We start from the raw sequence: 16,519 nt of genomic DNA, 5'->3' as shown, positions 1-16,519 counted from the left end.
ACGCCGGGCCATAAGGGCAGAAATTAACGAGCGTTCTGCTTGATGAAATCGTGAACGCTGGTGTCCTGAGACATATCAGCGATGGTGTCGGTCAGGACGCTGTTAACGGCATCAGCAATATTTTTGTTGGAGGCCTGCAGCGCGCCTTCAACAGAGTAGCTTGCGCGGTAGTTTTTGGTCATCTTATTACCGTTAGCGGCGGTCGCGATAATGGCGATGTCTGCTTTGGTGGCGATGTTGTAACGCACGCTACCCTGAGACACGTCCGCATACAGCTGGCTAACGATGATTTGCAGGTTTACTGCACCGTTCGGACCAATCATATAACCACGCGCGGTCATCTGTTTTTCCAGCACTTCTTGCAGTAGGAAACGCAGATCGCGAGAAGCGGTCAGGGTAACCAGTTGGTTGTCGCGGGTGACTTTTGCCAGCGCCTGATCCTGACGCTGGTCGGCGCCGTTGATACTCACGGTCACGCCCATCAGGCTCGGATCCTGCTGCGGCAGGGTGATTTTGGGGGAGACTTCAATGGTGGTTGGCGGCGTTGCGCATCCTGCCAACATAAACATTGCAACTAACGGGAAGAGGATTTTTTTAAACATGCCAGGGCTCTCAGCGAATCTAAATTGTGTGGTTAGAGAAAATTCCCGCCATCATAACATCGCCAACGATGAGGGGAAGTGGGTAACGCATGTAAATTCATTGTGTTGTCCGTTTTATGACTTTATGAAGACCATAAACGGACTTTTTGCCATAAATCGAAGTGAGGATTTAGTGAACTTCATCCATTTGGCTGAGAAAATCAGATAAGCGCTAATTTTTTGTTGCTAAGGTGTAATGAAAACGGTAAAAGCGGCTAGTATTTAAAGGGATGGGTGACATCTCAGCGTTGTCGGAGGAAAAATTTCATGATGATTCGTGAGCAAATAGAAGAAAAATTAAGGGCAGCGTTCGAACCCGTATTCCTCGAAGTTGTGGATGAAAGCTATCGTCACAATGTCCCGGCTGGTTCTGAAAGCCACTTTAAGGTTGTGCTGGTTAGCGATCGCTTTACAGGTGAACGTTTTCTTAATCGTCATCGGATGATTTACGGCACGTTAACGGCGGAACTCTCCACTACCGTACATGCGTTAGCCCTGCATACCTATACCATTAAGGAGTGGGAAGCGTTGCAGGACACGATCTTTGCGTCGCCTCCTTGTCGTGGAGCCGGGAGCATCGCGTAGAAAAACGGATTTGCAACAACCGACGCTTTTCCAGTATGTTGCTACAGAATATGTGAAAACGGCCTGCGGGCCGTTTTGTTTTGTCTGAATTCTGGGGCTGTCGTACAGTATTCAGACAAAAATTAGCCGGGAATTGTGAAAAAAGCCGCAGCAACGCGCGATAACCGTTCTCGACTCATAAAAGTGATGCCGCTATAATGCGCGTCTTATTTTTCGGAATGTCTTCGGGATGATTCTGACGACAGGGAATGTGATTGCTTATGAGAACATCCCAGTTCCGCGAAGCCAACAACCTGTGCTTGCGGAGAAGAGTTGACCGAGCACTGTGATTTTTTGAGGTAACAAGATGCAAGTTTCAGTTGAAACCACTCAAGGCCTTGGCCGCCGTGTAACGATTACTATCGCTGCTGACAGCATCGAGACCGCTGTGAAAAGCGAGCTGGTCAACGTAGCGAAGAAAGTGCGTATTGACGGTTTCCGCAAAGGAAAAGTACCGATGAATGTTGTTGCTCAGCGTTATGGCGCTTCCGTGCGTCAGGACGTGCTGGGCGACCTGATGAGCCGCAACTTCGTTGACGCGATCATCAAAGAAAAAATCAATCCGGCTGGCGCACCGAACTACGTTCCGGGTGAATACAAGCTGGGTGAAGATTTTACTTACGCGGTAGAGTTCGAAGTTTACCCGGAAGTTGAGCTGACTGGCCTGGAAGCAATCGAAGTTGAAAAACCGGTTGTTGAAGTCACCGACGCTGACGTTGATGTAATGCTGGACACCCTGCGTAAGCAGCAGGCTACCTGGAAAGACAAAGACGGCGCTGCTGATGCAGAAGATCGTGTAACCATCGACTTCACCGGTTCTGTAGACGGCGAAGAGTTCGAAGGCGGCAAAGCGTCTGACTTCGTACTGGCGATGGGCCAGGGTCGTATGATCCCGGGCTTTGAAGAAGGCGTTAAAGGCCACAAAGCTGGCGAAGAGTTCACTATCGACGTGACCTTCCCGGAAGAGTACCACGCTGAAAACCTGAAGGGTAAAGCAGCTAAGTTCGTTATCAACCTGAAGAAAGTTGAAGAACGCGAACTGCCGGAACTGACTGAAGAATTCATCAAGCGTTTCGGCGTTGAAGATGGTTCCGTAGCTGGTCTGCGCGCTGAAGTACGTAAAAACATGGAACGCGAGCTGAAAGGCGCAGTGCGTAACCGCGTTAAGTCTCAGGCGATCGAAGGTCTGGTAAAAGCTAACGACATCGACGTACCGGCTGCTCTGATCGACAGCGAAATCGACGTTCTGCGTCGTCAGGCTGCTCAGCGTTTTGGCGGTAACGAAAAACAAGCTCTGGAACTGCCGCGTGAACTGTTCGAAGAACAGGCTAAGCGTCGCGTAGTTGTGGGCCTGCTGCTGGGCGAAGTCATTCGTACCAACGAGCTGAAAGCTGACGAAGATCGCGTTAAAGGCCTGATCGAAGAGATGGCTTCTGCTTACGAAGATCCGAAAGAAGTTGTTGAGTTCTACAGCAAAAACAAAGAGCTGATGGACAACATGCGTAACGTCGCTCTGGAAGAACAAGCTGTTGAAGCCGTTCTGGCGAAAGCGAAAGTGACTGAAAAAGCCACTTCCTTCAACGAGCTGATGAACCAGCAGGCGTAATTCGTCGCTTTTTAGCGCGAATTTCGTACGCAAGCCCGTCACCTTTTGGTGGCGGGTTTTTTTTTGTCACGCATTTTGCATGGGAAGAGTGCGAAAACAGCGTTTCAGTGTTAGCGTTACAACAAAAGATTGTTATGCTTGAATTATGGCGATGTCGTACCCATTACTGAGGGACTAGCTGATAATCCGTCCATAAGGTTACAATCAGCACAGCAGGTTTTTTCAAATTTTATCCAGGAGACGGAAATGTCATACAGCGGCGAACGAGATAACTTTGCACCCCATATGGCGCTGGTGCCGATGGTCATTGAACAGACCTCACGTGGTGAGCGCTCTTTTGATATCTATTCTCGTCTACTTAAGGAACGCGTCATTTTTATGACTGGCCAGGTCGAAGACCATATGGCTAACCTGATTGTGGCGCAGATGCTGTTCCTGGAAGCAGAAAACCCGGAAAAAGATATCTACCTGTACATCAACTCCCCTGGTGGGGTGATCACTGCCGGGATGTCTATCTATGACACCATGCAGTTTATTAAGCCGGACGTTAGCACCATTTGTATGGGCCAGGCGGCCTCAATGGGCGCGTTCCTGCTGACTGCCGGGGCGAAAGGCAAACGTTTTTGCCTGCCTAACTCTCGCGTCATGATCCATCAGCCTCTGGGCGGTTACCAGGGCCAGGCAACGGATATTGAAATTCATGCCCGCGAAATCCTGAAGGTAAAAGGGCGCATGAACGAACTTATGGCGCATCATACGGGTCAATCTCTTGAGCAGATTGAACGTGATACCGAGCGCGATCGCTTCCTCTCCGCTTCTGAAGCGGTAGAGTACGGTCTGGTCGACTCGATTTTGACCCATCGTAATTAATGCCCAGTGCGCAGGTGTGCCGCTATAATTACCTGGAGCGGCACAACGCTGACTAGCGTCTTGCGCCTGAGAATGGCATTTGCGTCGTCGTGTGCGGCACAAAGAACAAAGAAGAGGTTTTGACCCATGACAGATAAACGCAAAGATGGCTCGGGCAAATTGTTGTACTGCTCTTTTTGCGGCAAAAGCCAGCATGAAGTGCGGAAGCTGATTGCCGGTCCATCCGTGTATATCTGCGACGAATGTGTCGATTTGTGTAACGACATCATTCGCGAAGAGATTAAGGAAGTAGCACCGCACCGTGAACGCAGTGCGCTGCCGACGCCACATGAAATTCGCAATCACCTGGACGATTACGTTATCGGTCAGGAACAGGCGAAGAAAGTGTTGGCGGTCGCGGTATACAACCATTACAAACGTCTGCGCAACGGCGACACCAGCAATGGCGTCGAGTTGGGCAAAAGTAACATCCTGCTGATTGGCCCGACGGGTTCCGGTAAAACGCTGCTGGCTGAAACGCTGGCGCGCCTGCTGGACGTTCCGTTCACCATGGCCGATGCTACCACGCTGACCGAAGCCGGTTATGTGGGTGAAGATGTTGAAAATATTATTCAGAAGCTGCTGCAGAAGTGCGACTACGACGTGCAGAAAGCGCAGCGCGGGATCGTCTATATCGATGAAATCGACAAGATTTCTCGTAAGTCTGACAACCCGTCCATTACCCGCGACGTTTCCGGCGAAGGCGTACAGCAGGCCCTGCTGAAGCTGATTGAAGGCACCGTGGCGGCCGTTCCGCCACAGGGCGGGCGTAAACATCCGCAGCAGGAGTTCTTGCAGGTTGATACCTCTAAGATCCTGTTTATCTGCGGCGGCGCGTTCGCTGGTCTGGACAAAGTGATTGCTAACCGTGTTGAAACCGGCTCAGGCATTGGTTTTGGCGCGACGGTAAAAGCGCAGTCTGATAAAGCCAGCGAAGGTGAGCTGCTGTCGCAGGTGGAGCCGGAAGATCTGATCAAATTTGGTCTGATCCCTGAGTTCATCGGTCGTCTGCCGGTGGTGGCAACGCTGAGCGAACTGAGTGAAGAAGCGCTGATCCAGATCCTGAAAGAGCCGAAAAACGCCCTGACCAAGCAGTACCAGGCGCTGTTCAACCTTGAAGGTGTCGATCTGGAGTTCCGTGAGGAAGCGCTGGATGCTATCGCCAAGAAAGCGATGGCGCGTAAAACCGGTGCCCGTGGTCTGCGTTCTATCGTTGAAGCCGCGCTGCTCGACACCATGTACGATCTGCCTTCTATGGAAGATGTCGAAAAAGTGGTGATCGATGAGTCGGTGATTGGCGGTCAGAGCAAGCCATTGCTGATTTACGGTAAGCCGGAAGCACAGCAGGCATCTGGCGAATAATTCATCAATTCATACAGACATTTAATTAAAAAGGGGGGATTTTATCTCCCCTTTTATTTTTCCGTAAACATGGCGTTGAATGTGTGGGAAACATCCCCATATACTGACATACATGTTAAAGGTGGTGTGAAGCACAGTCGTACCACCTGATTACCTGGCGGACACTAAACTAAGAGAGAGCTCTATGAATCCTGAGCGTTCTGAACGCATTGAAATCCCCGTATTGCCGTTGCGCGATGTGGTGGTTTATCCGCACATGGTCATACCCTTATTTGTAGGGCGGGAAAAATCTATCCGTTGTCTGGAAGCGGCTATGGACCATGATAAAAAAATCATGCTGGTCGCACAGAAAGAAGCGTCAACGGATGAGCCGGGTGTAAACGATCTTTTCACCGTCGGGACCGTGGCCTCTATTTTGCAGATGCTGAAACTGCCTGACGGCACCGTAAAAGTGCTGGTCGAGGGGTTACAGCGCGCGCGTATTTCTGCGCTGTCTGACAACGGCGAGCATTTCTCTGCGAAAGCGGAGTACCTTGACTCGCCAGCCATTGATGAGCGCGAACAGGAAGTGCTGGTGCGTACCGCTATCAGCCAGTTCGAAGGCTATATCAAGCTGAACAAGAAAATCCCACCAGAAGTGCTGACGTCGCTGAACAGCATTGACGATCCTGCGCGTCTGGCGGACACCATCGCTGCACACATGCCGCTGAAGCTTGCTGACAAGCAGTCCGTGCTGGAGATGTCCGACGTTAACGAACGTCTGGAATATCTGATGGCGATGATGGAATCCGAAATCGATCTGCTGCAGGTTGAGAAACGCATTCGCAACCGCGTGAAGAAGCAGATGGAAAAATCCCAGCGCGAGTACTATCTGAACGAGCAGATGAAAGCCATTCAGAAAGAACTCGGCGAGATGGACGACGCGCCGGACGAAAACGAAGCGCTGAAACGTAAAATCGACGCGGCGAAAATGCCGAAAGAGGCAAAAGAGAAAGCGGAAGCAGAACTGCAGAAGCTGAAAATGATGTCTCCGATGTCGGCGGAAGCGACCGTAGTGCGTGGCTACATCGACTGGATGGTACAGGTACCGTGGAATGCGCGTAGCAAGGTCAAAAAAGACCTGCGTCAGGCGCAGGAAATCCTCGATACTGACCATTACGGTCTGGAACGCGTCAAAGACCGTATCCTTGAGTATCTCGCGGTTCAAAGCCGTGTGAACAAAATCAAGGGGCCAATCCTGTGTCTGGTTGGGCCGCCGGGGGTAGGTAAAACTTCTCTGGGGCAGTCCATCGCCAAAGCGACCGGACGTAAATACATCCGTATGGCGCTGGGCGGCGTGCGTGATGAGGCTGAAATTCGCGGTCACCGCCGGACCTATATTGGTTCAATGCCGGGTAAACTGATCCAGAAAATGGCCAAAGTGGGCGTGAAAAACCCGCTGTTCCTGCTCGATGAGATCGACAAAATGTCTTCCGACATGCGAGGCGATCCGGCTTCCGCACTGCTTGAGGTGCTGGATCCAGAGCAGAACGTGGCGTTCAGCGATCACTACCTGGAAGTGGATTACGATCTCAGCGACGTAATGTTTGTTGCGACCTCGAACTCCATGAATATTCCGGCGCCGTTGCTGGATCGTATGGAAGTGATCCGACTGTCCGGTTACACCGAAGACGAGAAGCTGAACATTGCTAAACGTCACCTGTTGCCGAAACAGATTGAGCGTAACGCGCTGAAAAAAGGCGAGTTGAAGGTCGACGATAGCGCCATTGTGGGCATTATTCGTTACTACACCCGTGAAGCTGGCGTGCGTAGCCTGGAGCGCGAAATCTCCAAGCTGTGCCGTAAAGCGGTAAAGCAGCTGCTGCTCGACAAGTCACTGAAACATATTGTGATCAATGGCGACAACCTGCACGACTACCTGGGCGTACAGCGCTTTGACTATGGCCGCGCGGACAACGAAAACCGCGTTGGTCAGGTGACCGGTCTGGCGTGGACGGAAGTGGGCGGCGATTTGCTGACCATCGAAACCGCCTGCGTACCGGGTAAAGGCAAGCTGACCTACACCGGTTCTTTGGGTGAGGTAATGCAGGAGTCTATTCAGGCTGCACTGACCGTGGTGCGCGCGCGAGCGGAAAAACTGGGTATTAATCCAGACTTTTACGAAAAACGCGACATCCACGTTCACGTACCTGAAGGGGCGACGCCGAAAGATGGTCCAAGTGCCGGTATTGCCATGTGTACCGCGCTGGTTTCTTGTCTGACCGGTAACCCGGTACGCGCCGATGTGGCGATGACCGGCGAGATCACCCTGCGTGGTCAGGTTCTGCCAATCGGTGGTTTGAAAGAAAAACTGCTGGCGGCGCACCGTGGCGGCATTAAGACGGTCTTAATTCCAGATGAAAACAAACGTGACCTGGAAGAGATTCCGGACAACGTGATTGCCGATCTGGACATCCATCCGGTGAAACGCATCGAGGAGGTTTTGACTCTTGCGTTGCAAAATGAACCGTCTGGAATGCAGGTTGTGACCGCAAAATAGTGACCTCGCGCAAAGAGCACTAATAAAAACAGGGCTGGCAGACCATTTCGGACTTGCCAGCCTTTTTTTGTATAGCTAATTTAGATGACGGATTAGGCTTGCCATCATTAACGGGTGTTGTAAGGGCATGGCAGGCCTGATATAACTGCTGCGCGGTCGTACTTTGAAGGATTCAGGTGCGATATAAATTATAAAAGAGGAAGAGAAGAGTGAATAAATCTCAACTGATCGACAAAATTGCTGCAGGGGCTGATATCTCTAAAGCTGCGGCTGGACGTGCGTTAGATGCAATTATTGCTTCTGTTACCGAATCCCTGAAGGAAGGTGATGACGTAGCGCTGGTAGGTTTTGGTACTTTTGCCGTTAAAGAGCGTGCTGCCCGTACTGGTCGCAACCCGCAAACAGGTAAAGAGATCACCATTGCCGCGGCTAAAGTACCGGGCTTCCGTGCAGGTAAAGCACTGAAAGACGCGGTAAACTAAGTGATTTCCCCTTTGGGGATGTGACGAAGTACAAGGGCGCATCAACTGATGTGCCTTTTTTATTTGTGATTCCGGTACTTTCTACGCGTTGTGGGCTGACAATTGCCCCATTTTCTTGTCACAATAGACCTTTGTGCGCAGCGTTCAGGAAACGCTATGCTGCGTGAAGCATATATACTCAACATCCTTGCCGCCGTGGTTGTAACAACGCGCAGGCGGCTTGAAGGATAACGCGTATAGTCATCTACAGCGGAGTGTGGTTACACCATGATGGACAGCTTACGCACGGCTGCTAACAGTCTCGTGCTCAAGATTATTTTCGGTATCATTATCGTGTCGTTCATTTTGACCGGCGTGAGTGGTTACCTGATTGGCGGGGGCAACAATTACGCCGCCAAAGTGAATGGCCAGGAGATCAGCCGCGGGCAATTCGAGAATGCGTTCAATAGCGAACGTAACCGCATGCAGCAGCAGTTGGGCGATCAATACTCTGAGCTGGCGGCGAATGAAGGCTATATGAAAACGCTGCGTCAGCAGGTGCTGAATCGTCTTGTAGACGAAGCGCTGCTGGATCAGTACTCCCGCGAGCTGAAGCTCAATATCAGCGACGATCAGATTAAACAGGCTATTTTCGCCACGCCTGCTTTCCAGGTGGACGGCAAATTTGATAACAACCGCTACAACGCGATTGTGAATCAAATGGGAATGACCGCCGACCAGTACGCCCAGGCATTACGTAATCAGCTCACTACTCAGCAGTTGATCAACGGCGTTGCCGGTACGGACTTCATGCTGAAAGGCGAAACCGACGAGCTGGCGGCGTTGGTCGCACAGCAGCGTATCGTTCGCGAGGCGACGATTGACGTTAACGCGCTTGCCGCGAAGCAATCCGTTACCGAGCAGGAAGTTGCCAGCTACTACGAGCAGAATAAAAACAACTTTATGACGCCGGAACAGTTCCGCGTGAGCTACATCAAGCTGGACGCTGCTGCACTGCAGGAGACGGCCAGCGATGCTGATATTCAGTCTTACTATGACCAGCATCAGGACCAGTTCACTCAGCCGCAGCGTAACCGCTACAGCATCATTCAGACTAAAACGGAAGATGAAGCCAAAGCGGTACTGGATGAGCTGAGCAAAGGCGCTGATTTCGCTGCGCTGGCGAAAGAAAAATCAGCCGACATCATCTCTGCCCGTAAAGGTGGCGATATGGGCTGGCTGGAAGATTCCACCACTCCGGATGAGCTGAAAAATGCCGGCCTGAAAGACAAAGGCCAGCTGTCCGGTGTGATTAAATCTTCCGTTGGTTTCCTCGTTGCGCGTCTTGACGACGTACAGCCTGCGCAGGTTAAACCGCTGAGCGAAGCCCGTGACGACATTGCAGCGAAAGTGAAGCAGGAAAAAGCGCTGGATGCGTACTATGCGCTGCAGCAGAAAGTGAGCGATGCAGCCAGCAACGATAACGAATCTCTGGCGGGTGCGGAGCAAGCTGCTGGTATGAAAGCGGTTGAAACGGGCTGGTTTAGCCGTGACAGCCTGCCGGAAGAGCTGAACTTCAAACCGGTCGCTGACATCATTTTCAATGGTGGGCTGGTTGGCGAGAACGGTACGCCTGGCAGTAACTCGGACATCATTACCGTGGATGGCGATCGCGCATTTGTGCTGCGTATTGCAGAGCACAAAGCCGAAGCCGTTAAGCCACTGGCTGAAGTGAAAGAGCAGGTTACTGCGCTTGTTAAGCACAATAAAGCAGAGCAACAGGCGAAGCTGGATGCCGATAAACTGCTGGCAGACCTGAAAGCCGGTAAAGGCGATGAAGCGATGAAAGCAGCAGGTCTGAGCTTTGGTGAGGCGAAAACACTGAGCCGCACGGGTCAGGATCCTCTGAGCCAGGCAGCTTTTGGTCTGAGCCTGCCAGCAAAAGACAAACCGAGTTACGGCGTGGCGAACGATATGCAGGGCAACGTTGTTCTGCTTGCGCTGGACGAAGTGAAAGCGGGTTCTATGCCTGAAGCGCAGAAGAAAGCGATGGTTCAGGGGATTACTCAGAACAACGCGCAAATTACCTTTGAAGCGCTGATGAGCAATCTGCGTAAAGCCGCAAAAATTAAAATCGGTGACGCGCTGGAACAGCAGCAATAACCGAGGCAGCTCGCAAAAAATTGCAAAAAGTTGTATTAACCAAAGGCCGCTTTCGCGGCCTTTTCCATTTCTGATATTTGCCGTTTGTCTGCTGTTCTGCACCTCGCTATCGTGATTCCACTGTTAACAAACACGGAGAAAACAGTATGAAACATGGAATCAAAGCCCTGCTTATCACCCTTTCATTGACCTGCGCCGGTATGGCCCAAAGCGCATTGGCTGCAGAGCCTGTTGCCAAAAGCCACGCGACTCAAACCAAAGCGGATGCCTCAGGGGCGGCGCAAAGCAAGGCTACGCAACCCGCTAAAGCAAGCGATGATGAAGGCACCAGGGTAAGCATCAATAGCGCTTCTGCGGAAGATTTAGCGCGAGTGATGAATGGGGTCGGACTGAAAAAAGCCCAGGCGATTGTCAGCTATCGTGAGGAGTATGGGCCATTTAAAACGGTCGATGATTTAAAGCAGGTGCCGGGGATGGGCAGTTCTTTGGTAGAGCGTAATTTGGCAGTTTTAACACTTTAATAACTTGCGCAGTGGCCAATATTTGCCACACTAGAGAGGTCATACCAGTTATGGCCTCACTACCCTGAATATATTCCTATAAAAACGTAAGGTTCCTGCGCTATGCAAACACAAATCAAAGTTCGTGGTTTTCATCTTGATGTCTATCAGCACGTCAACAATGCTCGTTATCTTGAGTTTCTGGAAGAAGCACGCTGGGATGGACTGGAAAACAGCGACAGTTTTCAGTGGATGACCGCTCACAACATCGCTTTTGTGGTTGTGAATATTAATATCAACTATCGTCGCCCGGCGGTGCTGAGCGACCTGCTGACTATTACCAGTCAGGTGCAGCAATTAAATGGCAAAAGCGGCGTGTTGAACCAGACTATCACCCTGGAGCCGGAAGGACAGGTGGTGGCAGATGCGTTGATAACCTTCGTCTGTATTGATTTGAAAACGCAAAAAGCACTACCGCTGGAAGGGGAGTTGCGCGAAAAACTGGAGCTGATGGTGAAGTAGCGGAAAATGCCCGGTGGTACTTGCGCTTACCGGGCCTACAATGGTGGTCAGTCCCGTAGGCCGGATAAGCCCCCCGCGTCGCCATCCGGCAAAACCTAACGTATTACTTAAGACCGGTTTTTTGCTTCATCGCCGCCATTACCGCCGGTTTATCCGCCAGATAATGGTTCAGACCGTTGGCGCGCAGATTACAGGCCGCGCAGTGACCACAACCGTCACCTTTGATGCCGTTATAGCAGGTCAGCGTTTCTTCGCGTACCAGGTCCAGCTTGCCCCAGTAATCGGCCAGCGCCCAGGTTTCGGCTTTATCGATCCACATCAACGGAGTTTCAAAGCGGATATCTTTTGCCATCCCCAGGCTCACGGCATGGTTCAGGGCCTTGACGAATTCATCGCGACAGTCCGGATATCCAGAGAAGTCGGTTTCGCAAACGCCGGTAATGACCGCCTCCGCTTGCACCTGATACGCGTAAATCGCCGCCAGCGTTAAAAACAGAATATTGCGCCCGGGCACAAAGGTATTGGGAATGCCGTTCGCATCCGGTTCGTAATCCGGCACTGGAATGTTATCGCGGGTCAGGCTGCTGACGGCCAGTTCGCTAAGTAGCGTGACATCAAGCACTTTGTGCGCACGCGCGCCGAGTTTTAAGGCCAGATCACGTGCGACATCAATCTCAGCGCGATGACGCTGACCATAATCAAAGGTCACGCAGTGCACTTCATCATACTGATGTAGCGCTTGCGCCAGACAGGTCGTGGAGTCCTGACCTCCACTGAATACAACAACGGCACGTTTCATGGCTTTTCCTGACAGAGAACGAAACCCATATGGTAGCGCCTGGACGTTGTGTCGACCAGCTTCTTCATGCTGAAGGGGGCGGTAACCAGGCTTCGGTGAACTCAAACCAGCCGCGAGGATTCAGACGTACGCCGTTCACGCCCGGTGGCGCGCTAATACGATAGTGATAATTGAACAGCGGAGTCAGCGTGGCATCATGCATCAGCGTGGCGAATACTTGCTGTAACGCTGCGTGACGATCTTCTTCATTGGCCTGGACTTGCAGGGCATCCAGAGTGGTCTGCAAATGTGTGTATTCAGGGGCATTCAAGACATGTGACCAGAGCTGATCGCAGCGTAACCACTGTTCGAGGGTATATTCAGGCGCTTCGCCAATCAGCCTGTCACCCATCATCAGGTCGGCCTGCGCTAAAGGATGATTACCGTCCCAGTTTTTTGCATTATGAAATATAAGCGTTAATTCACAGCCGAGTAGCGCCAGCGCCTGGCGAAGCTGTTCAGCCATGGCATGTAGTTCAACCGGCAGGTGATATGCCAGCGTCAGTTTTTCCGGTAGCGCTACCTCGTCCAGTTCATCCCATTGTGGGATAGTCCATCCTGGCAGCAGCGCATTGCTCGGGGTTATCAGGTTTTCATCTACCTCCAGCGTTTGGAGCAGGGAAGAACGGTGGATAATATTGACCAGTCGGCGGGCCTGCAGGGTATTCAGACGTGCGCTTTTTCTGAGCGTGAGGTAGCAAAAACCGAGGCTTATGCCGCTACTCACCGGGCTTAACATGGGCAGCTCTTCGGGTTTACCAATTGCAATTTGCACCGGGTGGCGACAGCTGGTGCCCAAATCCTGGGAGAAAAGCTGCGGGGTTATCCAGTATTCAATGGCTTTCAGGAGTGGATGACTCAGGTGGTAGTGATCGTGACTCTCGATACGCACCAGCTCAGGGGTAAACAGCGTCAACCGGAACGGGCCGGTACCCACAAACGGGTGCTCAGGATGCGCCAGGTGACTGCTGTAGCTTGCCAGGCGGTGCGCCAGCCAGAAGTCGGGACGATGCAGAATAAAGGTCAGACACTGGGGATGCGTCACCTCAATGCGCTTTACGCTGATAAACAGCTTATTCAGCGCGGGTAGTTCTAACAGCTTCAGCAACTGCTGATGTAGCTGTGTGCTGCTGACCGCATCGCCGTTATGCCAGGACAGGGTGGAGCGAATATAGAAATCCCAACGCAGGCCGTCGGCGGAGATATTCCAGTGGTGAGCTAAATCACCGCAGGGGCGTTGCGTCTTACTGTCAAACCGGGTCAGGCCAGAAAATACCTGTCCGGCGAGATGTTGCTCTGCGCGGCCAGGGAGAAATCCGGGGTGCAAAGGGTCAAGTTGACGGTAATAGGGGATACGCAGGGTTGGCGCGTCGTTTTGCCACTGACCGCCCATAAATGGCTGTAGCAGGGCTCTTAATTCACCCGGCGCCAGTTGGGCCAGCTCCAGCACGTTAAGCTGTTCCCCCTTTTGCAGCGCCTGCTCCATCATGGTATTACGTAGCGATTCTGGCGTAACCAAAAAACATAGCTGCCCGCGTTTACCCCGCCCTGACTGGGCGTGCCACTCCAGCCAGCCTGCATCCTGCGCTTGTTTTAACAGGGTTCGCACGTGGCGCTCGCTGCAAAAACAGCGTTCAGCCAGTTCGCCCACGGTCACAGACTGTGGTTCGCCGTTCGACGGTTGCCACAGGCGTTGGTATTGATTTAGTCGGTTCAATAGTCGCATATAAACCCGGAACAATTCATTTTATCTATTCACTATTACTTCCGTATATCTCAGGTGATACTGAATCACAAGTTAACCGCCTCACAGTGTGGAGAAAGAGATGGCTCGTCTGGCTGCATTTGATATGGATGGCACCCTTTTGATGCCGAATCACCATTTAGGTGATGAAACGCTTTCAACGCTGGCGCGCCTGCGTGAACGTGATATCACTCTGACATTTGCCACCGGTCGTCATGTGCTGGAGATGCGCCATATTCTGGGTTCCATTTCGCTGGACGCCTTTTTGATCACCGGTAACGGTACGCGTATTCACACGATCGAGGGCGATGTGTTGCACCGCCAGGATCTGGATCCGAATGTTGCAGATACTGTGTTGCACCAGAAGTGGGACACCACGGCCAGCATGCATGTCTTTAATGACAACGGTTGGTTCACCGGACAAGAAATTCCAGCGCTGCTTCAGGCACATGTGTATAGCGGATTTCGTTATCAGATCGTGGATGTGAAACGTATTCCTGCCCACCAGGTCACGAAGATCTGTTTCTGCGGCGATCATGACTCGCTGATCCGTCTGCGTATTCAACTCAATGAGGCGCTGGGTGAGCAGGCGAATCTCTGTTTCTCCGCAGTTGATTGCCTCGAGGTACTGCCGCTGGGTTGTAATAAAGGTTCTGCGCTGGCGGTATTAAGCAACCACTTAGGTTATTCAATGGCTGAGTGTATGGCGTTTGGCGATGCCATGAACGATCGCGAAATGTTAAGCAGCGTAGGGCGCGGCCTGATTATGGGTAACGCGATGCCGCAACTGATTGCTGAACTGCCTCATCTATCGGTGATTGGGCATTGCCGCAATCAGGCAGTATCACACTTTTTGACGCATTGGCTGGACAATCCGCATCTACCTTATTCCCCCGAATGAGAGATCCCTTCCAGCAAGCCAGACTTCGCGTCTGGCTTTTTTTTGTCTGATTAGTGGGTATTCAGGAGTTGAGCCAGCTCCGCTTTCCACGGCGTTAAATCACCGATGTGCGTGACGACCCACTGCGGGTTGTAATAGGTTTCCAGATAACGTTCGCCGCTGTCGCACAGCAGCGTCACCAGCGATCCCGTTTCTCCTGCGTCGCGCATACGGGCGGCAAGTTGTAATGCTCCCCACATGTTGGTACCGGTTGAGGCACCAACTTTACGGCCCAGCTGTGTTTCCAGCCAGTGCGCGGTAGCCACGCTTGCGGCATCCGGCACGCGCAGCATTTCATCGACCACATCAGGAATAAAAGACGGTTCTACGCGTGGGCGACCGATACCTTCGATTTTGCTACCTACCGGGCTGCGTAATGTTGCATCGCGATTTTGCCAGAAGGGCAGAAAGACCGAGTTTTCCGGATCCACCACCATCAAACGAGTATCGTAGCCCTGACAACGAATATAGCGGCCAATGGTTGCCGAGGTGCCGCCGGTTCCGGCGCTCATTACGATATGCCGGGGAACAGGATTGGGCTCGCATTGCATCTGACGAAAGATACTGTCGGCAATATTGTTGTTACCACGCCAGTCGGTGGCACGCTCTGCGTAAGTGAACTGATCCATGTAATGGCCGTTCAGCTCACGAGCCAATTGTTCAGAAGCCGCATAAATTTCGCAGGCGCTTTCCACAAAATGACAACGCCCACCGTAAAACTCAATCTGTTCAATTTTACGTTTCGCAGTACACGAAGGCATAACGGCGATAAACGGTAAGCCTAACAGACGGGCGAAATAAGCTTCGGAGACCGCCGTTGAGCCGGATGATGACTCGATGATTGTGGTGCCTTCTTTGATCCAGCCATTGCACAGTCCATACAGAAACAGTGAGCGCGCCAGACGATGTTTCAGGCTCCCGGTCGGATGTGTGCTCTCATCTTTTAAATAGAGCTGAATGCCCGGAAACGCCGGGAGCGACAGACGAATGAGATGCGTATCCGCAGAACGCTGATAATCCGCGTTGATTTCATTGATGGCGTTTTTAACCCAGGAGCTATTCATCATTAAAAGATATCCATTTGTCATTTTGTGCCCAGAATAGCGAAAAGCACGGAAAAAATTGTTGCCATTTAGCCTTTAAAATAGAATGTAAGGAGAAAATTCTTCTCTGTGGAGTGGATATGTTAGACAAAATTGACCGTAAGCTGCTCGGCTTACTGCAACAGGACTGCACCCTTTCTTTGCAGGCGTTAGCAGATGCCGTTAATCTGACGACCACCCCTTGCTGGAAACGCCTCAAACGGCTTGAAGATGATGGTATCCTGCTGGGGCGAGTCGCCCTGCTGGATCCCGAAAAACTGGGGTTGGGCTTAACCGCGTTTGTGTTGATCAAAACTCAGCACCACAGCAGCGAATGGTATTGCCGCTTTGTCACCGAAGTCACCGGAATGCCGGAAGTTCTGGGATTCTGGCGTATGGCAGGGGAGTATGACTACCTGATGCGGGTCCAGGTCGCCGATATGAAAAGCTACGATGAATTTTATAAGCGCCTGGTGAACAGCGTGCCGGGCCTGTCTGATGTTACCTCCAGCTTTGCGATGGAACAGATTAAATACACAACTGCTCTACCGATTGAATAATTCTTCCGGCGCTCATTGCCGGAAATCT

At 51.8% G+C, this 16,519-nt stretch carries 15 protein-coding genes; 11 read left to right on the top strand and 4 right to left on the bottom strand.

Annotated elements, in window-relative coordinates:
• Nucleotides 1–23: 23 nt before the first annotated feature.
• Complete coding sequence (locus FDX14_RS03485; RefSeq protein WP_003021617.1) at nt 24–602, bottom strand: lipoprotein; 579 nt, start codon at nt 600–602, stop codon at nt 24–26.
• Nucleotides 603–908: 306 nt separating this feature from the next.
• On the opposite strand from FDX14_RS03485, the gene bolA reads away from it, so the two are divergent.
• From bolA to fadM, 9 genes are all read left to right on the top strand, one after another.
• A complete protein-coding gene (gene bolA / locus FDX14_RS03480; RefSeq protein WP_042310099.1) occupies nt 909–1,226 on the top strand; it encodes a transcriptional regulator BolA in 318 nt (105 codons plus the stop codon).
• A gap of 346 nt (nt 1,227–1,572) precedes the next feature.
• On the top strand, nt 1,573–2,871 hold the full coding sequence (gene tig / locus FDX14_RS03470; protein ID WP_003021622.1) for a trigger factor: 1,299 nt from the start codon (nt 1,573–1,575) through the stop codon (nt 2,869–2,871).
• Nucleotides 2,872–3,117: 246 nt separating this feature from the next.
• Nucleotides 3,118–3,741: an ATP-dependent Clp endopeptidase proteolytic subunit ClpP gene (clpP, locus tag FDX14_RS03465; RefSeq protein ID WP_032939995.1), complete on the top strand. Its 624-nt coding sequence runs from the start codon at nt 3,118–3,120 to the stop codon at nt 3,739–3,741.
• A 126-nt stretch (nt 3,742–3,867) separates the two neighbouring features.
• On the top strand, nt 3,868–5,142 hold the full coding sequence (gene clpX, locus FDX14_RS03460; RefSeq protein ID WP_003831013.1) for an ATP-dependent protease ATP-binding subunit ClpX: 1,275 nt from the start codon (nt 3,868–3,870) through the stop codon (nt 5,140–5,142).
• Between the two features lie 184 nt (nt 5,143–5,326).
• On the top strand, nt 5,327–7,681 hold the full coding sequence (lon, locus tag FDX14_RS03455) for an endopeptidase La (RefSeq protein ID WP_137348997.1): 2,355 nt from the start codon (nt 5,327–5,329) through the stop codon (nt 7,679–7,681).
• A 209-nt stretch (nt 7,682–7,890) separates the two neighbouring features.
• Nucleotides 7,891–8,163: a nucleoid-associated protein HU-beta gene (gene hupB / locus FDX14_RS03450; protein ID WP_003021629.1), complete on the top strand. Its 273-nt coding sequence runs from the start codon at nt 7,891–7,893 to the stop codon at nt 8,161–8,163.
• Nucleotides 8,164–8,430: 267 nt separating this feature from the next.
• Complete coding sequence (gene ppiD, locus FDX14_RS03445; protein ID WP_137348996.1) at nt 8,431–10,305, top strand: peptidylprolyl isomerase; 1,875 nt, start codon at nt 8,431–8,433, stop codon at nt 10,303–10,305.
• Between the two features lie 146 nt (nt 10,306–10,451).
• Nucleotides 10,452–10,826, top strand: a complete 375-nt coding sequence (locus FDX14_RS03440; protein WP_042310096.1) for a helix-hairpin-helix domain-containing protein — start codon at nt 10,452–10,454, stop codon at nt 10,824–10,826.
• 102 nt (nt 10,827–10,928) lie between these two features.
• Nucleotides 10,929–11,327 (top strand): long-chain acyl-CoA thioesterase FadM, encoded by a 399-nt coding sequence (gene fadM, locus FDX14_RS03435; protein WP_042310094.1) that lies wholly within the window; start codon nt 10,929–10,931, stop codon nt 11,325–11,327.
• A 103-nt stretch (nt 11,328–11,430) separates the two neighbouring features.
• Here fadM and queC read toward each other — a convergent pair whose 3' ends face one another.
• On the bottom strand, nt 11,431–12,126 hold the full coding sequence (queC, locus tag FDX14_RS03430; protein WP_003021638.1) for a 7-cyano-7-deazaguanine synthase QueC: 696 nt from the start codon (nt 12,124–12,126) through the stop codon (nt 11,431–11,433).
• A gap of 64 nt (nt 12,127–12,190) precedes the next feature.
• Nucleotides 12,191–13,891 carry an SgrR family transcriptional regulator gene (locus FDX14_RS03425; RefSeq protein ID WP_137348995.1) on the bottom strand — a complete coding sequence of 567 codons (1,701 nt, stop codon included), beginning with the start codon at nt 13,889–13,891 and terminating at the stop codon, nt 12,191–12,193.
• Between the two features lie 100 nt (nt 13,892–13,991).
• Between FDX14_RS03425 and cof the strand changes: the two genes are divergently transcribed.
• The gene (cof, locus tag FDX14_RS03420; protein WP_061381563.1) at nt 13,992–14,810 is read left to right on the top strand and encodes an HMP-PP phosphatase; all 819 of its coding nucleotides are present in this window, start codon (nt 13,992–13,994) and stop codon (nt 14,808–14,810) included.
• Nucleotides 14,811–14,860: 50 nt separating this feature from the next.
• Here the strand turns inward: cof and FDX14_RS03415 are convergent, their stop codons facing one another.
• Entirely contained in the window at nt 14,861–15,916 is a 1,056-nt protein-coding gene (locus FDX14_RS03415; protein WP_162267379.1) for a PLP-dependent cysteine synthase family protein, read from the bottom strand.
• Between the two features lie 116 nt (nt 15,917–16,032).
• On the opposite strand from FDX14_RS03415, the gene decR reads away from it, so the two are divergent.
• Nucleotides 16,033–16,491 (top strand): DNA-binding transcriptional regulator DecR, encoded by a 459-nt coding sequence (gene decR / locus FDX14_RS03410; protein WP_003831023.1) that lies wholly within the window; start codon nt 16,033–16,035, stop codon nt 16,489–16,491.
• Nucleotides 16,492–16,519 lie beyond the last annotated feature (28 nt).

The sequence above is a fragment of the Citrobacter sp. wls710 genome, assembly GCF_005281115.1.
Taxonomy (GTDB): Bacteria; Pseudomonadota; Gammaproteobacteria; order Enterobacterales; family Enterobacteriaceae; genus Citrobacter; species Citrobacter werkmanii.
This window is presented reverse-complemented; position numbering and strand designations above follow the sequence as displayed.

What these genes read in the sequence shown, in the direction of transcription:
- FDX14_RS03485 (WP_003021617.1), bottom strand. Translation starts at nt 602, where the DNA reads ATGTTTAAAAAAATCCTCTTCCCGTTAGTTGCAATGTTTATGTTGGCA.
- bolA (WP_042310099.1), top strand. Translation starts at nt 909, where the DNA reads ATGATGATTCGTGAGCAAATAGAAGAAAAATTAAGGGCAGCGTTCGAA.
- tig (WP_003021622.1), top strand. Translation starts at nt 1,573, where the DNA reads ATGCAAGTTTCAGTTGAAACCACTCAAGGCCTTGGCCGCCGTGTAACG.
- clpP (WP_032939995.1), top strand. Translation starts at nt 3,118, where the DNA reads ATGTCATACAGCGGCGAACGAGATAACTTTGCACCCCATATGGCGCTG.
- clpX (WP_003831013.1), top strand. Translation starts at nt 3,868, where the DNA reads ATGACAGATAAACGCAAAGATGGCTCGGGCAAATTGTTGTACTGCTCT.
- lon (WP_137348997.1), top strand. Translation starts at nt 5,327, where the DNA reads ATGAATCCTGAGCGTTCTGAACGCATTGAAATCCCCGTATTGCCGTTG.
- ppiD (WP_137348996.1), top strand. Translation starts at nt 8,431, where the DNA reads ATGATGGACAGCTTACGCACGGCTGCTAACAGTCTCGTGCTCAAGATT.
- FDX14_RS03440 (WP_042310096.1), top strand. Translation starts at nt 10,452, where the DNA reads ATGAAACATGGAATCAAAGCCCTGCTTATCACCCTTTCATTGACCTGC.
- fadM (WP_042310094.1), top strand. Translation starts at nt 10,929, where the DNA reads ATGCAAACACAAATCAAAGTTCGTGGTTTTCATCTTGATGTCTATCAG.
- queC (WP_003021638.1), bottom strand. Translation starts at nt 12,126, where the DNA reads ATGAAACGTGCCGTTGTTGTATTCAGTGGAGGTCAGGACTCCACGACC.
- FDX14_RS03425 (WP_137348995.1), bottom strand. Translation starts at nt 13,891, where the DNA reads ATGCGACTATTGAACCGACTAAATCAATACCAACGCCTGTGGCAACCG.
- cof (WP_061381563.1), top strand. Translation starts at nt 13,992, where the DNA reads ATGGCTCGTCTGGCTGCATTTGATATGGATGGCACCCTTTTGATGCCG.
- FDX14_RS03415 (WP_162267379.1), bottom strand. Translation starts at nt 15,916, where the DNA reads ATGATGAATAGCTCCTGGGTTAAAAACGCCATCAATGAAATCAACGCG.
- decR (WP_003831023.1), top strand. Translation starts at nt 16,033, where the DNA reads ATGTTAGACAAAATTGACCGTAAGCTGCTCGGCTTACTGCAACAGGAC.